The organism is Pseudomonas sp. S37, assembly GCF_016658545.1.
Taxonomy (GTDB): domain Bacteria; phylum Pseudomonadota; class Gammaproteobacteria; order Pseudomonadales; family Pseudomonadaceae; genus Aquipseudomonas.
Map to the genome: position 1 here is coordinate 152,789 of NZ_JACVZC010000004.1, position 14,337 is coordinate 167,125.

At 53.4% G+C, this 14,337-nt stretch carries 13 protein-coding genes and 1 pseudogene; 4 read left to right on the top strand and 10 right to left on the bottom strand.

The features are described from left to right. Positions 1 to 187 precede the first annotated feature (187 nt). From IAE39_RS03180 to IAE39_RS03190, 4 genes are all read right to left on the bottom strand, one after another. Positions 188 to 769, bottom strand: a complete 582-nt coding sequence (locus tag IAE39_RS03180) for a hypothetical protein (protein WP_201199317.1) — start codon at positions 767 to 769, stop codon at positions 188 to 190. Positions 770 to 1,392: 623 nt separating this feature from the next. Beyond that, positions 1,393 to 1,776 carry a hypothetical protein gene (locus IAE39_RS03185; protein ID WP_201199318.1) on the bottom strand — a complete coding sequence of 128 codons (384 nt, stop codon included), beginning with the start codon at positions 1,774 to 1,776 and terminating at the stop codon, positions 1,393 to 1,395. 560 nt (positions 1,777 to 2,336) lie between these two features. Further along, positions 2,337 to 2,507 (bottom strand): DUF6957 family protein, encoded by a 171-nt coding sequence (locus tag IAE39_RS30050; protein ID WP_442968417.1) that lies wholly within the window; start codon positions 2,505 to 2,507, stop codon positions 2,337 to 2,339. After that, on the bottom strand, positions 2,508 to 2,735 hold the full coding sequence (locus tag IAE39_RS03190; protein ID WP_201199319.1) for a hypothetical protein: 228 nt from the start codon (positions 2,733 to 2,735) through the stop codon (positions 2,508 to 2,510). It abuts the gene before it with no gap. Positions 2,736 to 2,928: 193 nt separating this feature from the next. On the opposite strand from IAE39_RS03190, the gene IAE39_RS03195 reads away from it, so the two are divergent. After that, positions 2,929 to 3,420: a helix-turn-helix domain-containing protein gene (locus tag IAE39_RS03195; RefSeq protein WP_201199321.1), complete on the top strand. Its 492-nt coding sequence runs from the start codon at positions 2,929 to 2,931 to the stop codon at positions 3,418 to 3,420. Between the two features lie 43 nt (positions 3,421 to 3,463). On the opposite strand, the gene IAE39_RS03200 is transcribed toward IAE39_RS03195, so the two are convergent. From IAE39_RS03200 to IAE39_RS03220, 5 genes and pseudogenes are all read right to left on the bottom strand, one after another. Further along, a complete protein-coding gene (locus tag IAE39_RS03200; RefSeq protein ID WP_201199323.1) occupies positions 3,464 to 3,907 on the bottom strand; it encodes a hypothetical protein in 444 nt (147 codons plus the stop codon). Beyond that, positions 3,904 to 5,898, bottom strand: a complete 1,995-nt coding sequence (locus IAE39_RS03205; RefSeq protein WP_201199325.1) for a hypothetical protein — start codon at positions 5,896 to 5,898, stop codon at positions 3,904 to 3,906. Before IAE39_RS03205 ends, IAE39_RS03200 begins: the two co-directional genes overlap by 4 nt. Beyond that, positions 5,895 to 7,844 (bottom strand): hypothetical protein, encoded by a 1,950-nt coding sequence (locus tag IAE39_RS03210; RefSeq protein ID WP_201199326.1) that lies wholly within the window; start codon positions 7,842 to 7,844, stop codon positions 5,895 to 5,897. The genes IAE39_RS03205 and IAE39_RS03210 overlap by 4 nt, the downstream gene beginning before the upstream one ends. Continuing rightward, positions 7,841 to 9,289, bottom strand: coding sequence for a tyrosine-type recombinase/integrase (locus IAE39_RS03215; protein ID WP_236548388.1), 1,449 nt, complete (start codon positions 9,287 to 9,289; stop codon positions 7,841 to 7,843). The genes IAE39_RS03210 and IAE39_RS03215 overlap by 4 nt, the downstream gene beginning before the upstream one ends. Before the next feature lie 79 nt (positions 9,290 to 9,368). After that, positions 9,369 to 10,097 (bottom strand): annotated as a pseudogene (locus tag IAE39_RS03220) (DUF808 domain-containing protein); the annotation flags it as partial. Positions 10,098 to 10,229: 132 nt separating this feature from the next. Between IAE39_RS03220 and IAE39_RS03225 the strand changes: the two are divergent. After that, on the top strand, positions 10,230 to 10,841 hold the full coding sequence (locus IAE39_RS03225) for a TetR/AcrR family transcriptional regulator (RefSeq protein WP_014590197.1): 612 nt from the start codon (positions 10,230 to 10,232) through the stop codon (positions 10,839 to 10,841). 122 nt (positions 10,842 to 10,963) lie between these two features. Here IAE39_RS03225 and IAE39_RS03230 read toward each other — a convergent pair whose 3' ends face one another. Continuing rightward, positions 10,964 to 11,404: a GlcG/HbpS family heme-binding protein gene (locus tag IAE39_RS03230; protein WP_043197231.1), complete on the bottom strand. Its 441-nt coding sequence runs from the start codon at positions 11,402 to 11,404 to the stop codon at positions 10,964 to 10,966. Positions 11,405 to 11,661: 257 nt separating this feature from the next. Here IAE39_RS03230 and gcl point away from each other — a divergent pair, with 257 nt between their 5' ends. Both gcl and hyi read left to right on the top strand, forming a co-directional pair. Beyond that, the gene (gene gcl / locus IAE39_RS03235; protein ID WP_201199329.1) at positions 11,662 to 13,437 is read left to right on the top strand and encodes a glyoxylate carboligase; all 1,776 of its coding nucleotides are present in this window, start codon (positions 11,662 to 11,664) and stop codon (positions 13,435 to 13,437) included. Between the two features lie 54 nt (positions 13,438 to 13,491). After that, a complete protein-coding gene (gene hyi / locus IAE39_RS03240) occupies positions 13,492 to 14,274 on the top strand; it encodes a hydroxypyruvate isomerase (RefSeq protein WP_201199330.1) in 783 nt (260 codons plus the stop codon). Positions 14,275 to 14,337: the final 63 nt, after the last annotated feature.

Genomic DNA, 14,337 nt, shown 5'->3' on the forward strand with positions numbered 1-14,337 from the left:
GAGACTCAGCCACACTGAGCGGCCTCACGTAATGACGTCTTGAGATCTGTAGGCAGCCCCCAGCTTGTGCAACGGGTCTAGGTGCGCAGCCTCCATACAGCTGTCCTCATCCATGCAGGTGAAATCGACCTCGGCTATTAGCCCATCCTATAGCCGAGGCATCTCAATGCCACCCAATCGATTCGCCCTAGGTGCTGATGGAGTAAACAGGCTGCTTTGCTGCCAAAAGCGCCGCAGTCCATAGCTGATCGGCCAGCCATTCAGCTTCATTTGGGGTAAAGATCCAGCCAACCCACCCAAACTTGAGCATGATTGCATCCTTGTGAGGCATGACTGAGATGTCATAAATAGCCTGACTCTCGTCTTCAAAAGCTACTTGTGGTGCAGGATCCCGGAATACCCCGCTAGCGACAAAGGCAGGGCCAAAACCTTGGTGGCGTAGCTCTGCAGTTCCAGCCTCGGGCGCTGGGAGATTTGGCAGAATGAGTTGAGTCCATTGGCCAATCGAGTCGAGCAGATTGAGCGTTTTCCTCTCATAGGAATTCGTTAATGACACTCCAAGGTGCCCAATAGCCTGTATCAGGCATGCAGCCACCTGATGGGCTTGATATGGCGTAAAGGCAACGCGGAAATCATGCAAAAGTGCCTCTACGAGGCCGGTGCTCCTGAAGCTTACTGAAGCACTATAGGTCTCAGCAGTATCAAGAAATTCGAAAGTCGAGGTGGCGATGAAGGAGGCTGTGGAATTGCAGCATTGGCTATTGGTCATAACGCTCTCAAGATAATACCTTACCTATCCAAACGGTAGGATTTGGTAAACCTTGAGTAAAAATCTTGGTATTTTTTGACATTATTTTTCTAGAGCGGCAGGCCATGCGCCGAGACACTGACAACATAAAACTCAAGACGAAAAAAAGCCCCAATAAAGGGGCTTTCTATACGCTTCTCGGTAATCCATACCGTTGATAGCGCCTTTACATGGAGATCGGAGGTCTTACAGAGATCCTGCAGTGTCCGTGAGCGCTCCACTTCAAGATGGAGCCAGTTTAATAACTCTGACTCTGGCATGTCAATATATTTTGCACGATCTTCAACATTCCACCTTATCAATCGTCGATCAGCAAAGATAAGGACACGTGTAGTTAAGAGTATGCTCTAGATATCCCGTTAGATCTGGCATGAAGTGAATTTTGTATCACGCTTCAGTTAACTGATCATGTCTTTTGAAGGACTCAGAACCTTACAAGGCTGATTTCGCCCCGAGCAAGCGGAGCGCGCAGGCCAGAAGGGCCGAAGGCGAAAAGGATGGAAGCCCGCAGGGCCGAGACTGGGCGGACGCCAGGCTCGGTGCACGACAGCCTGGCCGCGAAGCGGCGCGCCCAAGCAATTCTCCTACTGCAAGCGTCGCGGAGTCAGGTGATTTGAATCACCCATAAACCTCCAATACTCGCGCAAGCTCTGACGCCCTCCATCGGCGCGAAAAGTCGCGATGACGTAGCGGCTGTTTTCAGTCGTTAGCACCCAAAACCTACCCTCCTTAGAAACATCGAGGACATCCGACGTGCGAATGATGTGGCCGTCCGCAAATCGACCCAGCGAGTCTTTCCTAGCATGCCCAAATACCACTCCAACAGCTGCTCGTGCCCTGATGAATACGCCGGTCAGGTACGCCGTAACGGGCAATGGGAAGCCTTGGCTCTCAGCCTTGATAATTCGCCGAAGATCGAAATCAGAATGGCGCTTGCCGTGGTACTCGACTGCTACGGTATCAATCATATTTGCTCCAATGCCTAATCCTTCTAACCCACTTGGGGTAGATCATGCTCTTCATGCTTGTACCGGCTAGCCCACGTTAGGGCGAATCATGCTCGACTGGAAAATCAGCGTCCGATCAGCGAGGCCGCTCACGTCGAAAGCCTCGTCCCGTGACGTGTGGTACACGAGTCCACAGTCCACGGTCAGTACGCTGACAGAGCATTCATGTTTGTCCTGGCCAACCAACGCACACTCCAAAGGCTCCATCTTCCAGTCGCCAGAACCATTCATGTGCCCCGGGGTGACTACCTGAATACTCTTCACGTAGGCGTCATCAGACTGGGTGACCAAGACTCTCTGTAGCAGCCGCTCATCATCCAGCATCAAGACGTAGCGCCCTCGCCTCTCACTTCCATCCAACTCAACAGTGACGTGGTAGTAGTGCGTCTCTATATAGCGCGTGACCGCATGCCACATCGATTCGCCCTCATTGAACATGCCAGGCACGCCCACCCTATGGCTTTCTGTCGTTCTAAACATCCAGGTCTCGTAAAGCACGGGCACCGAGACGGAACCCTTGGTTAAAAGAAAGAGAAAATGGCTTTGAGGCTCGCGGTCTGCTCATGGCCGTCGCCGACCAATACGTAGACAGTGTTCTTGGTCTCGAAGAAGACACCTTCATGAAATGACCCACACATGCTGCTGCGAACCCAATCACCAGACTGGAAACGATACTGGCTATCCTCAACCACCTATGGGCAATCAGGATCAGTGGCAGATGCCCTGCAGAATGACCCCCTCAAAAGCTCGTCCGAAGTCAGGTCGGCCTTCAAAACCCACCAATCCTCAACCAGGCAATAAGGCTTGCCAGGGAAGCGAGCACGCACCTCCGCCAATACCGAATCACGACTGCCATCTACGCCATGCACCAGCACCGCCTGACCGCTACCCATCGCAGCCACGATGGAAATCTCGTCCACTGCTGCTGCCTCCTAGCTGGCAATATTCACCAAACTGCCTCCACGGAGCGCCAGGCATAACTCCCGAAACGCTTGACCTGAGGCCACTTGCTTGGTGCAGAGGTGACACTCAAACCAATCATAATACGGATGATAGACCGTGTTATGATCGGACGCAATGTGGCTCCATCCCCGCTTCGACATGGGGGAATAGATGGATCCGACAGAAACATTGGCAGCGGTTGTTCGCGGCGTGCGAAGAAGCAAAGGGCTGTCTCAGCACGATTTTGCCGGCATTGATCTGTCCTATATGGGAAAGATTGAGCGCGGAGAGGTGAACATCAGTGTCGATCTGCTGAACCGGCTCGCTCAAGGGCTGGGCTTGGAGCCGGCTACCCTGCTCTTACTGCAAGCATCCCCTGACCTGGTACTGATTGATCACGGCCTCGAACGGGTGGTAACCCAGATCATTGAGTTGAAGCACAGCGGAGCCATCGAGCACATCTCTCAGGCTCTGTCCGAACGCAATGAGCCAGGTGGACGGCCATTGAGTATGGGTTCGGAGCAGAAAATCAGTGCTGCACTGCAGCTACGCTCTCAAGGTGTGCCAGTGGTAAAAATTGCCAGGGAGCTTGGGTTGTCCGAGGCGACGGTACGTAGGTACTTGAAGAGAGCGGTTCAGACCCAGGACGACTCGGCCGAGTAACCTTGCGTATACCCGGCAGTAACTCAGCAGTTGTATTTCGTATTCAGGGTTTGGGGAAGTTAAGTATGTTACCACCCTGTCCATTGCTATCCTGCTCGCTGCCTTTCTTTTCTAGATCTGCAATCTTTTTCTTCAACGTGAATACCTCATACACTAGAGAAATATTCTTCTGAAGAGCTATTTTATAATCACGCTCTAAAGTCTTGTACTTTTCCTTGAGAGCCTTCTCCGCATCTGTCGTCTTGGATTTCTTTACGTCCTCGACGCTCGAAACGTTAACGACCGCGACATGAGAGCGCTGACGCTCGGCGGCCTCGTCGATTTTCTTACACAGGTCAGGATGACGTAGTTTCTTGATGGAGCCCCGCTTCCGACCAGCTTCGAGCGCAACTGTGTCGTTGTTGATCAGGGTTCCTTTGGGCAGGATCTGAGGCTCATCGCGCTCCAGTCGGTCTAGTGCAGCCAGGTAGTCCTCTTCAGCGCTCATTTCAGATCCTCGATTTCATGGCCAAAGCCGGCTCGTTCCACCTGTTGGTAAATAGTGTCGATTTCCTTATTGATCTGCAGGTGGAAGGGACTGGTAGGCGGGAACATGCCACGACTCTTCTGAAGCCTCGAGATGCCGTACCTGATCTTCCGGATGCTCTTATTACTATCCAACACGGCATACTGGCAGTCCAGGCAAGCGAAAACGCTAATGGTGCCAATCCTGTCGCAGGCGTTCAGGTTAGTACAGCCACCCAGAGGGCTCTCTTTATAGACCATCTCGCCCTTCTCAAACTTGCGAGCTGTGGTCTCACGGTCAGTCGTGATGATCAGCGGCTTGCCACGATCTCGAGATACTTGGATTCGATTGCCCTCGCCGCCCCAAAGTCTCCCTGAGGAATTAATAACGTCACTTTCGTAATTTATTAGCCCAGCCACGCGCCGTTCATATTCAAATTCGCGAGTCATGGCTTGTTGATCCTCAGATGCGAGGAAATTAACAGCAAAAATTTGATCGCTTCGGTAGTACGAGGTCATGGTCTCTGTCAAGTGCTTGAACTGATTCGCTAATGAGCCTAACGAGACCATCCCAGAGCGAGCGGAGTAGACTGCGAGCGAGCGTCTGAACTGATGAGTTGCCAAAGGCCAAGGCTTGCCGACTGCAAAGTCTGGATCAGACCTCCAATCCTTGAATCCATCAAATCGTTCCAACTCTACAATATCTGCTTCTATGATGTGCGCGCCTGAGATCCGTGAAATTAAGTTAGTTTGCCTTTCCAACAATACAATTCCTGCAACAGGAGCGGAAGCATATAAAAACGAACAGGAAGTCTTCTGAACATTGCCCAGCATCGGAAAAAGCGGGTAAGCACTAGGGTTCGAGTTATCCCACCCATGTTTTAGCGCAGCCATCCGGCCGATTGATAGCGAAGCAGTGATAGCCCGCTCTATAATCGGGCTGCTTAGCCAATACGTAGAGACATGATTCTCGCCAGCGGTTTTTGAGGTAAAACCCTCCAAAACTGTTACTACTTCATTACCTACCCGCATTGAGCCCAAGGCATCTGAGGGTAATGTTCTCACTTCGCTAGCACGCATACCTGTAAATAAATGAATCCAGTTTTTTGCAATCGCCTGCACGGAATTCAAATATGCACCTAGATTTAGAATGTTAGTCACACTATAGCGGACACACAACTCTTCAATCGAACACTCTCTTATTGCATCAAGCCATGGCACAGTCCTGCTCTTCCGACCTGCGCCATAGTGCTTATCTACTGACCTCTTAGCAAAAAACTGCTCCAGACCATCTGCATGAGCATTAAAGAACAGCAGCTCCTCATCAAAGCCTGCAACAATACTCGCATAAATCCTTGAAGGAATTAACTTGGTTTGCTCGATAGACTTACGATATTCCCCATAAGCCCCCGCCACATTACCCACCGCCTCAACAAACTTATAATCAACCGGCGCCAAAATAAAAAGAGGATGTGACACCCTAATATAATAAAGCTCACTCACCAACCCGGCAACTTGAAAAACGGTTGATTTCTTGGCACTCGACAGACTGCTTAGTAACATCATCTGGTAGACGGGATTGGTTAAAACCTCTTCAATACTGAATGAGTTTTTTTCGGCAAATTTTGCCAACAGACGGAGACCGGAAATCCCAATTGAGGATACCTTTCTTGGGCTAGAGTGGAAATGCAAACGTACCATCTGAATTGACTGCATTTCAGAAATTATCAGTTCAGTTCTCAGCCTTCCTGGCGTGTTACTCCAATTACTAAAATTCCAGGTAGTTACTGAGTTAGCGCAGTAAGGCTTCATATTCCATATACAATCTCGCACCCTAGACAATACCGTTCCATCAGGTGCCCGAGACACAACAAGCTCATCATCTCTCAATAAACACCCAATGATACTTTTCGGCAGATCAGGCATGGAGTTTTCAGGCACTCCTGCCCCAGCAAGATAGTTACGCACACTCATGAGACCAACCCTATCGAAACAAAGGTGTTATAGTGAATCTCCCAAAAACTATCTAGCACTCCACCTTCTACTTGGGCACGAATTGAAGCAACCAAGTTCGGCTGAACATTAGCGACCTGCTCGACTTCCGCTAACACCTCATCAATCCTATGTAGCATGGGTGAAATTTTATCAAGATATCGTTCATTGGCCATCGCCCCCTTCGACACTCGCAAAAGATGCTGCAAGGAGAGCAAGCGCCTGATATCTTGCTCATCTGCATGGACTCCATAAAAACTACAGAAGAGGCATGTGGCAGGCTCGCCACAGGAGGGCTCGGGTGCTAACGATGTAAACCCGTCAGCGAGTGTAGGAGCCGAATCCTTGGAATTATCACAGTAGCCCGTTGGGATGTTTGATACTCGCTCGGCACTCTGAATCTTGACAGGAATTTGGTCTAATGACCTAGTACGGCTGATGGCCTGATTGTAAACAGAGTCAAAAAAATTTGTGAGTTCATTTGCAGTATCATCTACTGAAGGACGAGCATAGTGTTGACGTACTGTAGCTTCTGAATTACCAAGCTTTTCTGCAGCAAGCACGGTGTCGCCGCCGCTCAATTTGACGTATTCAGATCCAACCCCTTTGCGCCACTGCGTCGGCGTTACCCACACCGTATTTGGCAAAGCAACACTAAACATTCGCTTAAGCTCTTTAAGACTCCATCTTTCCAGGCGCGAAAGCGAGCCTCCTTCTGTTTGATACGGGAATAACAAGGAACTTTCACGCCCATTCAACAACCACGAACGTAAATCCCTGATTTTTTTATAAACAGGAAGGTAATCCGCTCCGAACTCTGGGTATACTTCCTTCCCTTCCGCTCGCCCTTTCGCACCAGAAAACCTTTTACCTTGAGTGCTTGGTTCCAACTGCTCAGTAACTAAAACCAATTCCTGAGCCACACTCAAATTCGTACTCGTTGCAGAAATAAACGTTATAAGACCAGCACTGATTGCCCGATTGGCTAGCCAAATTGCAGCTGGACACCTTGGGTTCTTTATTATTCGGCGCACTGAGTTTCGGCAGTTACTATGAGCAGACCGAAGAATTTTTCGACGCTGCCCTTCAACATCCAACCCCAAAGACTCAATCACAGAAACAAACTTAGGGAATTCCCTGAAGGCCTTCAAATAGTAAGCGAACGACTCAGAATCTTCCTTTTTTACCCCTATCTGCTGAGGAAGATAATAATAAAAATCTTCGTCATTTGGCGAGGTGAATTTTATGGGCAGACTGCCGCCCTCAACTACGATCCGATGCACCTCATCAATGAAATTCACAAGAGCAGAGAAAGTCCTTGAACGCTCTTCTTGAGAACTGAGATTACTGAGCCGATCAATTTTCCCGCGATTCCTAGGAATTACAAATGTGAAGCTCCTTACCTTACGTACAGGAATGCCCAGCACTAACGAGACTAGAATAGCTGCCGAGTTTTGGTATCCACTAGCAGTAGTTTTGTTAAGGCCGCCGCTTCCGACACTCGCCAGATCGGACATGTGATTCAAATATCTAGAGTAGTCACAATAGGCCGCCTTCATCGACTCAGGATCATTGAAGCGGTAGAAAATGTCCTGGCAATCAATCCAGTCATAGAATTTCTTGAAATCGCCATATCTGGTTTCAACCGACCGTGAACCTGCACTTCGCAAGAAGTCTATAGTCCGCTTAACTACTGGAATCCTCTCGACATCCAGTGTTTCGAGGTCTACAGCAGTACCCACGCCTTTTTTACCTGCTACTTTGTTCCTCGAGCGGTAACAAAAACTTCCCAGATCTGCGGTTTTACGGCTAGGACTATTTACAGACTGCCTGTAAATAAATACGACCAATTCGGGATGCAGCACTTCAGTACCAATATCATCATACTCAAGGTGAACAACCGGCCGATTAACAAACTTATCACTCATGAGTGATCGCCGACAGATTTTTGAGCTGAATTCACATATTTAAATAGCCCGTGCTCATACCGACTTTGCACATCAATCTTTCTCGCCAAATCCGCCTTGTAGTTGAGATACTGCAATGTTATCTCTTTACTACTGTGCCCCATGCGCTGCTGGACATAATCAAGGGCACCTGTAGTACCACGCACAGGAATTTCTTCTTCTAAAAGATTCATCCCGAACGACGCCCGCAAATCATGAAAACGAAACCTTTGATAATTTTCGTCACGCTCTCTGATCCTAGGCAACAATGTATCGGAAATGTATTGCCTAATATTCGCGCCTTCACGTATAGAGTTGAAAGCGCGGTCATAACTACTCGCACGCTGATGGACATTAGGATTTGCACGACCTAATATCTCACGTTTACTTGTATAAAACTCACAGCCTGTATTTGCGAGAAACAGGTAATTTTCATCAGTTTCTCCGTAGAATGACTTCCCGCGCCGCCTTTGCGATTCATTACTACGGCTATACACTTTTAAGTCGTGAACTAACCACCCAGGTATGAGCAAGGTCATATTCGTGCCAGACTTCGTGTCCACCCCAGTACCAGCACCTATTGGCAAGCGAAGATCACCGTTGCCATCCAAATCCTTCCAGATATGCCTCACTTGAATAGTACATATCGTCTGCATTCTTGCGCCGGTAAACAAAGCCAAATAAAAAATCAGCTGGTACTCGCGCGAAGATTTCAACAGCTCTTTAAGCAGAGTCTCCTGCTGCTGGATTGTCAGCGGCCTAAGCAAACCGCCATCATTAATATAGCCGGCTGGCGTCTTGGCCCTAGGAGCCCTAATAGCCAGATTATGAGACTCGACTTTGAGCAACCTGGTCAGGCCGAAATTAGTCTCAATCGACAGATATAGCTGTACAGCCTCATACGGCTGATGAACAAAGCACTCCTTAGCAACCAGGCCGCTATCCATTATTCCTTTATAGAACCGCACCACGGCATTCATCCGTGCACTGCCTGTCTTTCGCTTTAACTCACCCGAAAAAATCTGATCTATTAAACGCTGACGATACCGATAAGTAACTTTCAGCAGATCATTTTCTGGAAAATAGAGGTAGCTTAGACCTTCATCCTCCAAGAACCTTAAATAATCTAGAAGATGATCAGCAGTACCCCGAAAGCTTCGAGACTCATATGAACTTGTTTTTAATAAAGTCGTGACAAGGAAAGCATTTGCAATATCCCAAGGCTCGCCATTGCCTTGAATAATCACAGGAAAGTTCGGGAAATACCCTGATGGACTTTCGAGAAACTCGTGCGGGATTGGAGCTTCCGAATCATTTGAAACAGCAAAAGAGACGCTGAGTAGTCGAAACTCTGGTATCAGCAGGCGATGTGCGCTCGAGTCATAACGATCATCACGCGTACCTGACCCCCTTATACCCACCACCATTCGACCCACTCACTGAATGTCCATTTGTCCACATGCTAGCACATGCTGATTTTGACGTCCATGCACCTACCTTTGGATTACCCACCAGGAACATCGCCACCGTACCGATCACCGACAGGCTCTTCATCATGTACGGCGCAGCCCGCAGAATGCCGTTGCCAAGCACCTGGGCCAGGCGCGATGCCTTCTTGCTCATCCACAGCCCCAGGTCATCCAGCTTGACGATACCGCCCACCAGCCCGTAAACGCCGATGGTCATGACAATGGCAATGCCCGACAGCACGATGATCTGCTGCGGCAACGGCGCATCCGCCACAGTCCCCAGGGTAATGGCGATGATTTCCGCCGAAAGGATGAAGTCGGTGCGCACCGCGCCCTTGATCTTGGTTTTCTCGAACGCCACCAGGTCGACATTGGCATCCGCCACGGCTTCCTTGCGCGCTTCGTGCGCGGCGGCGTCCTCATCCTTGCTGTGCAAGAACTTGTGCGCCAGCTTTTCGAAACCCTCGAAGCACAGGTAGGCACCGCCCAGCATCAGCAGCGGCGTCACCGCCCACGGGATGAACGCACTGATCAGCAGCGCCGCCGGCACCAGGATGGCCTTGTTCAGCATCGAGCCTTTGGCCACCGCCCACACCACCGGCAGCTCGCGATCGGCACGCACGCCGGTCACCTGCTGGGCATTCAGCGCAAGGTCGTCGCCGAGCACGCCTGCGGTCTTTTTTGCCGCGACCTTGGTCATCAGCGAAACGTCATCCAGCAGCGTGGCGATGTCGTCGATCAGTACCAGTAGACTGCTTCCTGCCATGTTTTGATGTTTCCAGATGTGTGAATGAGCCCGAGTCTAGCCCAAAGCCGCTGCCTTGAGCGCCCGTCGAGCGCGGTGCTACCATGCCCGATCCCTCTTAGAGGTGGCCAGACACGAGGAAGATCCCTGACCATGAGCACCATTCGCGAGCGCAACAAGGAACTGATCCTGCGCGCGGCAAGCGAGGAATTCGCCGACAAGGGCTTCGCCGCCACCAAGACCAGCGATATCGCGGCCAAGGCCGGCCTGCCCAAGCCGAACGTGTATTACTATTTCAAGTCCAAGGACAACCTCTACCGCGAGGTCCTGGAAAGCATCATCGCGCCGATCATGCAGGCCTCCACGCCGTTCAATGCCGACGGCGACCCGAAAGAAGTGCTGAGTGCCTACATTCGCTCGAAGATCCGCATTTCGCGCGACCTGCCGCATGCGTCCAAGGTGTTTGCCAGCGAGATCATGCACGGCGCCCCGCACCTGTCGCCGAACCAGGTGGAGCAGTTGAACGAACAGGCACGGCACAACATCGAGTGCATCCAGCGCTGGATCGACCGCGGGCAGATCGCCCATGTGGATGCGCATCACCTGATGTTCAGCATCTGGGCGGCGACACAGACTTATGCCGATTTCGACTGGCAGATTTCTGCGGTGACGGGTAAGGCAAAGCTGGCGGATAGTGATTATGACGCCGCGGCTGAGACCATCATCCGCATGGTGCTCAAGGGCTGTGAGCCAGAGGTAGCCTGAACATCGGTGGGGGCTTTTTCGCGGGTGAACCCGCTCCCACAGGATTACCACAGGCCTGGAGGCTGTGGAGTTCCTGTGGGAGCGGGTTCACCCGCGAATAGGCCAGAACAGGCAATGAAGATTTAGGCTGCTACCCCGGCATCCGCCCGCAACCCCACCTCCTCGATCGCACTGATCGCGCACTGCTCGTCGATATCCGACGTATCGCCGCTGATCCCGACAGCACCCAGCACCTTGCCGTCCTGATCACGAATCAGCACCCCACCCGGTGCCGGCACCACCGGCCGTTCCCCCATCCCGTTCAACGCAGCAAAAAACGCCGGCCGCTGCTGCGCATCCAGCGCCAGCAGGCGCGAGCCCTTGCCCAGGGCAATCGCACCCCAGGCTTTGCCCGTGGCCACTTCAGGGCGAATCAGGCTGGCGCCATCCTCACGCTGCAGTGCCAACAGGTGCCCGCCGGCATCCAGCACCGCCACGGTCAGCGGCGCGGCGTTGATCTTGCGGCCCGCCGCCAACGCTGCATTTACCAGGCTGACAGCGACTTTCAGGTTCAAAACGTTCATGGAAAGGTCCTCTTCTTGTTGTGAGAAGCCCTGAGGGCAGTTGAAAACCGATACAACAAATAGAACACAACGAAAGGTATTTTTGTATACAATATTTTGAAACGATCGTATGCGATGGCGCAAACCCCCGTTTTCACGGGTGCTCTGACGAAACCCTCTTCAGCCGATGAAAACCCATTGACCTGAGCCGCCAGCCGTGAATACACTCTGTCGCAAAGCAAGTTGTATACAATTACAAAATCGATGAGGCACAACCCATGAGCAAAATGAGAGCAATCGATGCAGCCGTTCTGGTCATGCGCCGTGAAGGTGTAGATACCGCGTTCGGCATCCCAGGGGCTGCCATCAACCCGTTGTACTCGGCCCTGAAGAAAGTCGGTGGCATCGATCACGTCCTCGCTCGCCACGTCGAAGGTGCCTCGCACATGGCCGAGGGCTACACCCGTGCCAACCCGGGCAACATCGGTGTGTGCATCGGCACCTCCGGCCCAGCCGGTACCGACATGGTCACCGGCCTGTACAGCGCCTCGGCCGACTCCATCCCGATTCTCTGCATCACTGGCCAGGCTCCGCGTGCGCGCCTGCACAAAGAAGACTTCCAGGCTGTCGACATCACCAGCATCGTCAAGCCGGTGACCAAGTGGGCCACCACCGTTCTGGAACCAGGCCAGGTGCCTTACGCCTTCCAGAAAGCTTTCTATGAAATGCGCACCGGCCGCCCGGGCCCGGTACTGATCGACCTGCCGTTCGACGTGCAGATGGCCGAAATCGAATTCGACATCGACGCCTACGAGCCACTGGCAATCAACAAGCCGTCCGCCACCCGCGTACAGGCCGAAAAAGCCCTGGCCCTGCTCAATGACGCCGAGCGCCCACTGCTGGTAGCCGGTGGCGGCATCATCAACGCCGACGCCAGTGACAAGCTGGTCGAGTTCGCCGAACTGACCGGCGTACCGGTGATCCCGACCCTGATGGGCTGGGGCACCATCCCGGACGACCACGCGCAGATGGTCGGCATGGTCGGCCTGCAGACTTCGCACCGCTACGGCAACGCCACCCTGCTGAAGTCCGACCTGGTGTTCGGTATCGGTAACCGCTGGGCCAACCGCCACACCGGCTCGGTCGACGTCTACACCGAAGGCCGCAAGTTCGTGCACGTCGACATCGAACCGACCCAGATCGGCCGCGTGTTCACCCCGGACCTGGGGATCGTTTCCGACGCTGGCAAGGCACTGGACGTGTTCCTCGAAGTGGCCCGCGAGTGGAAAGCCGCCGGCAAGCTGAAGTGCCGCAAGGCCTGGCTGGAAGACTGCCAGCAGCGCAAGGCCAGCCTGCAGCGCAAGACCAACTTCGACAACGTCCCGGTCAAGCCGCAGCGCGTGTACCAGGAAATGAACGAAGTGTTCGGCAAGGACACCACTTACGTCAGCACCATCGGCCTGTCGCAGATCGCTGGCGCGCAGTTCCTGCACGTGTACAAGCCACGCCACTGGATCAACTGCGGCCAGGCCGGCCCACTGGGCTGGACCATCCCTGCTGCCCTGGGCGTGGTCAAGGCCGATCCAAAGCGCAAGGTTGTCGCGCTGTCGGGTGACTACGACTTCCAGTTCATGATCGAAGAACTGGCAGTGGGTGCGCAGTTCAACCTGCCGTACGTCCACGTGCTGGTGAACAACGCCTACCTGGGCCTGATCCGTCAGGCGCAGCGTGGCTTCGACATGGATTACTGTGTACAACTGGCGTTCGAGAACATCAACTCGACCGATGCTGCCACCTACGGTGTCGACCACGTCGCCGTGGTCGAAGGCCTGGGCTGCAAGGCCATCCGCGTATTCGAACCGGCCGAAATCGCCCCTGCCCTGATCAAGGCGCAGAAGATGGCCGAAGAGTTCCGCGTGCCGGTGGTGGTCGAAGTGATCCTCGAGCGTGTGACCAACATTTCCATGGGCACCGAGATCAACGCGGTCAACGAGTTCGAAGACCTGGCGCTGGTCGGCAACGACGCGCCAACCGCCATCTCGATGCTGGACTGATCGCCTGACGCCCCCAGGCTTGCACTGGGGGCCTTCATCGCAAGGAGACAACTCATGCCTCGCTTCGCTGCCAACCTGTCCATGCTGTTCACCGAACAGGACTTCCTGGCCCGCTTCAAGGCTGCCGCCGATGCTGGTTTCAGCGGCGTCGAATACCTCTTCCCGTACGACTTCAGCGCAGCCGAAATCAAGCAGCAGCTGGACGCCAACGGCCTGACCCAGGTGCTGTTCAACCTGCCGGCGGGCGACTGGGCCAAGGGCGAGCGCGGGATCACCTGCCACCCTGACCGCATCGAAGAGTTCCGCGCCGGGGTCGACAAGGCCATCGAATACGCCAAGGTGCTGGGCAACACCCAGGTCAACGCCCTGGCTGGCATTCGCCCGCAAGGCCTGCAGTGCGCCGACGTACGCAAGACCTTCGTCGACAACCTCAAGTATGCCGCTGACAAGCTGAAAGCTGCCGGGATCCGCCTGGTCATGGAAATGATCAACACCCGCGACATCCCGGGCTTCTACCTGAACACCACCCAGCAGGCCCTGGAAATCCAGGCCGAAGTGGGCAGCGACAACCTGTTCCTGCAGTACGACATCTACCACATGCAGATCATGGAAGGTGACCTGGCGCGTACCATGGAAGCCAACCTGAAGCTGATCAACCACATCCAGCTGGCCGACAACCCCGGCCGCAACGAGCCAGGCACCGGCGAGATCAACTACCGCTTCCTGTTCGAGCACCTGGACCGCATCGGTTACCAGGGCTGGGTGGGCGCGGAGTACAAGCCGCTGACCACCACCGAAGCAGGCCTGGGCTGGCTGAAGACCCATAACGCAATCTAAGGGCGCACACGCACCTTGTAGGAGCGGGGGGGGGGGGGGGGGGGGGGGGGGGGGGGGGGGGGG

Coding starts and splice junctions, on each gene's coding strand:
- IAE39_RS03180 (WP_201199317.1), bottom strand. CDS start 769: ATGACCAATAGCCAATGCTGCAATTCCACAGCCTCCTTCATCGCCACC.
- IAE39_RS03185 (WP_201199318.1), bottom strand. CDS start 1,776: ATGATTGATACCGTAGCAGTCGAGTACCACGGCAAGCGCCATTCTGAT.
- IAE39_RS03195 (WP_201199321.1), top strand. CDS start 2,929: ATGGATCCGACAGAAACATTGGCAGCGGTTGTTCGCGGCGTGCGAAGA.
- IAE39_RS03200 (WP_201199323.1), bottom strand. CDS start 3,907: ATGAGCGCTGAAGAGGACTACCTGGCTGCACTAGACCGACTGGAGCGC.
- IAE39_RS03205 (WP_201199325.1), bottom strand. CDS start 5,898: ATGAGTGTGCGTAACTATCTTGCTGGGGCAGGAGTGCCTGAAAACTCC.
- IAE39_RS03210 (WP_201199326.1), bottom strand. CDS start 7,844: ATGAGTGATAAGTTTGTTAATCGGCCGGTTGTTCACCTTGAGTATGAT.
- IAE39_RS03215 (WP_236548388.1), bottom strand. CDS start 9,289: ATGGTGGTGGGTATAAGGGGGTCAGGTACGCGTGATGATCGTTATGAC.
- IAE39_RS03225 (WP_014590197.1), top strand. CDS start 10,230: ATGAGCACCATTCGCGAGCGCAACAAGGAACTGATCCTGCGCGCGGCA.
- IAE39_RS03230 (WP_043197231.1), bottom strand. CDS start 11,404: ATGAACGTTTTGAACCTGAAAGTCGCTGTCAGCCTGGTAAATGCAGCG.
- gcl (WP_201199329.1), top strand. CDS start 11,662: ATGAGCAAAATGAGAGCAATCGATGCAGCCGTTCTGGTCATGCGCCGT.
- hyi (WP_201199330.1), top strand. CDS start 13,492: ATGCCTCGCTTCGCTGCCAACCTGTCCATGCTGTTCACCGAACAGGAC.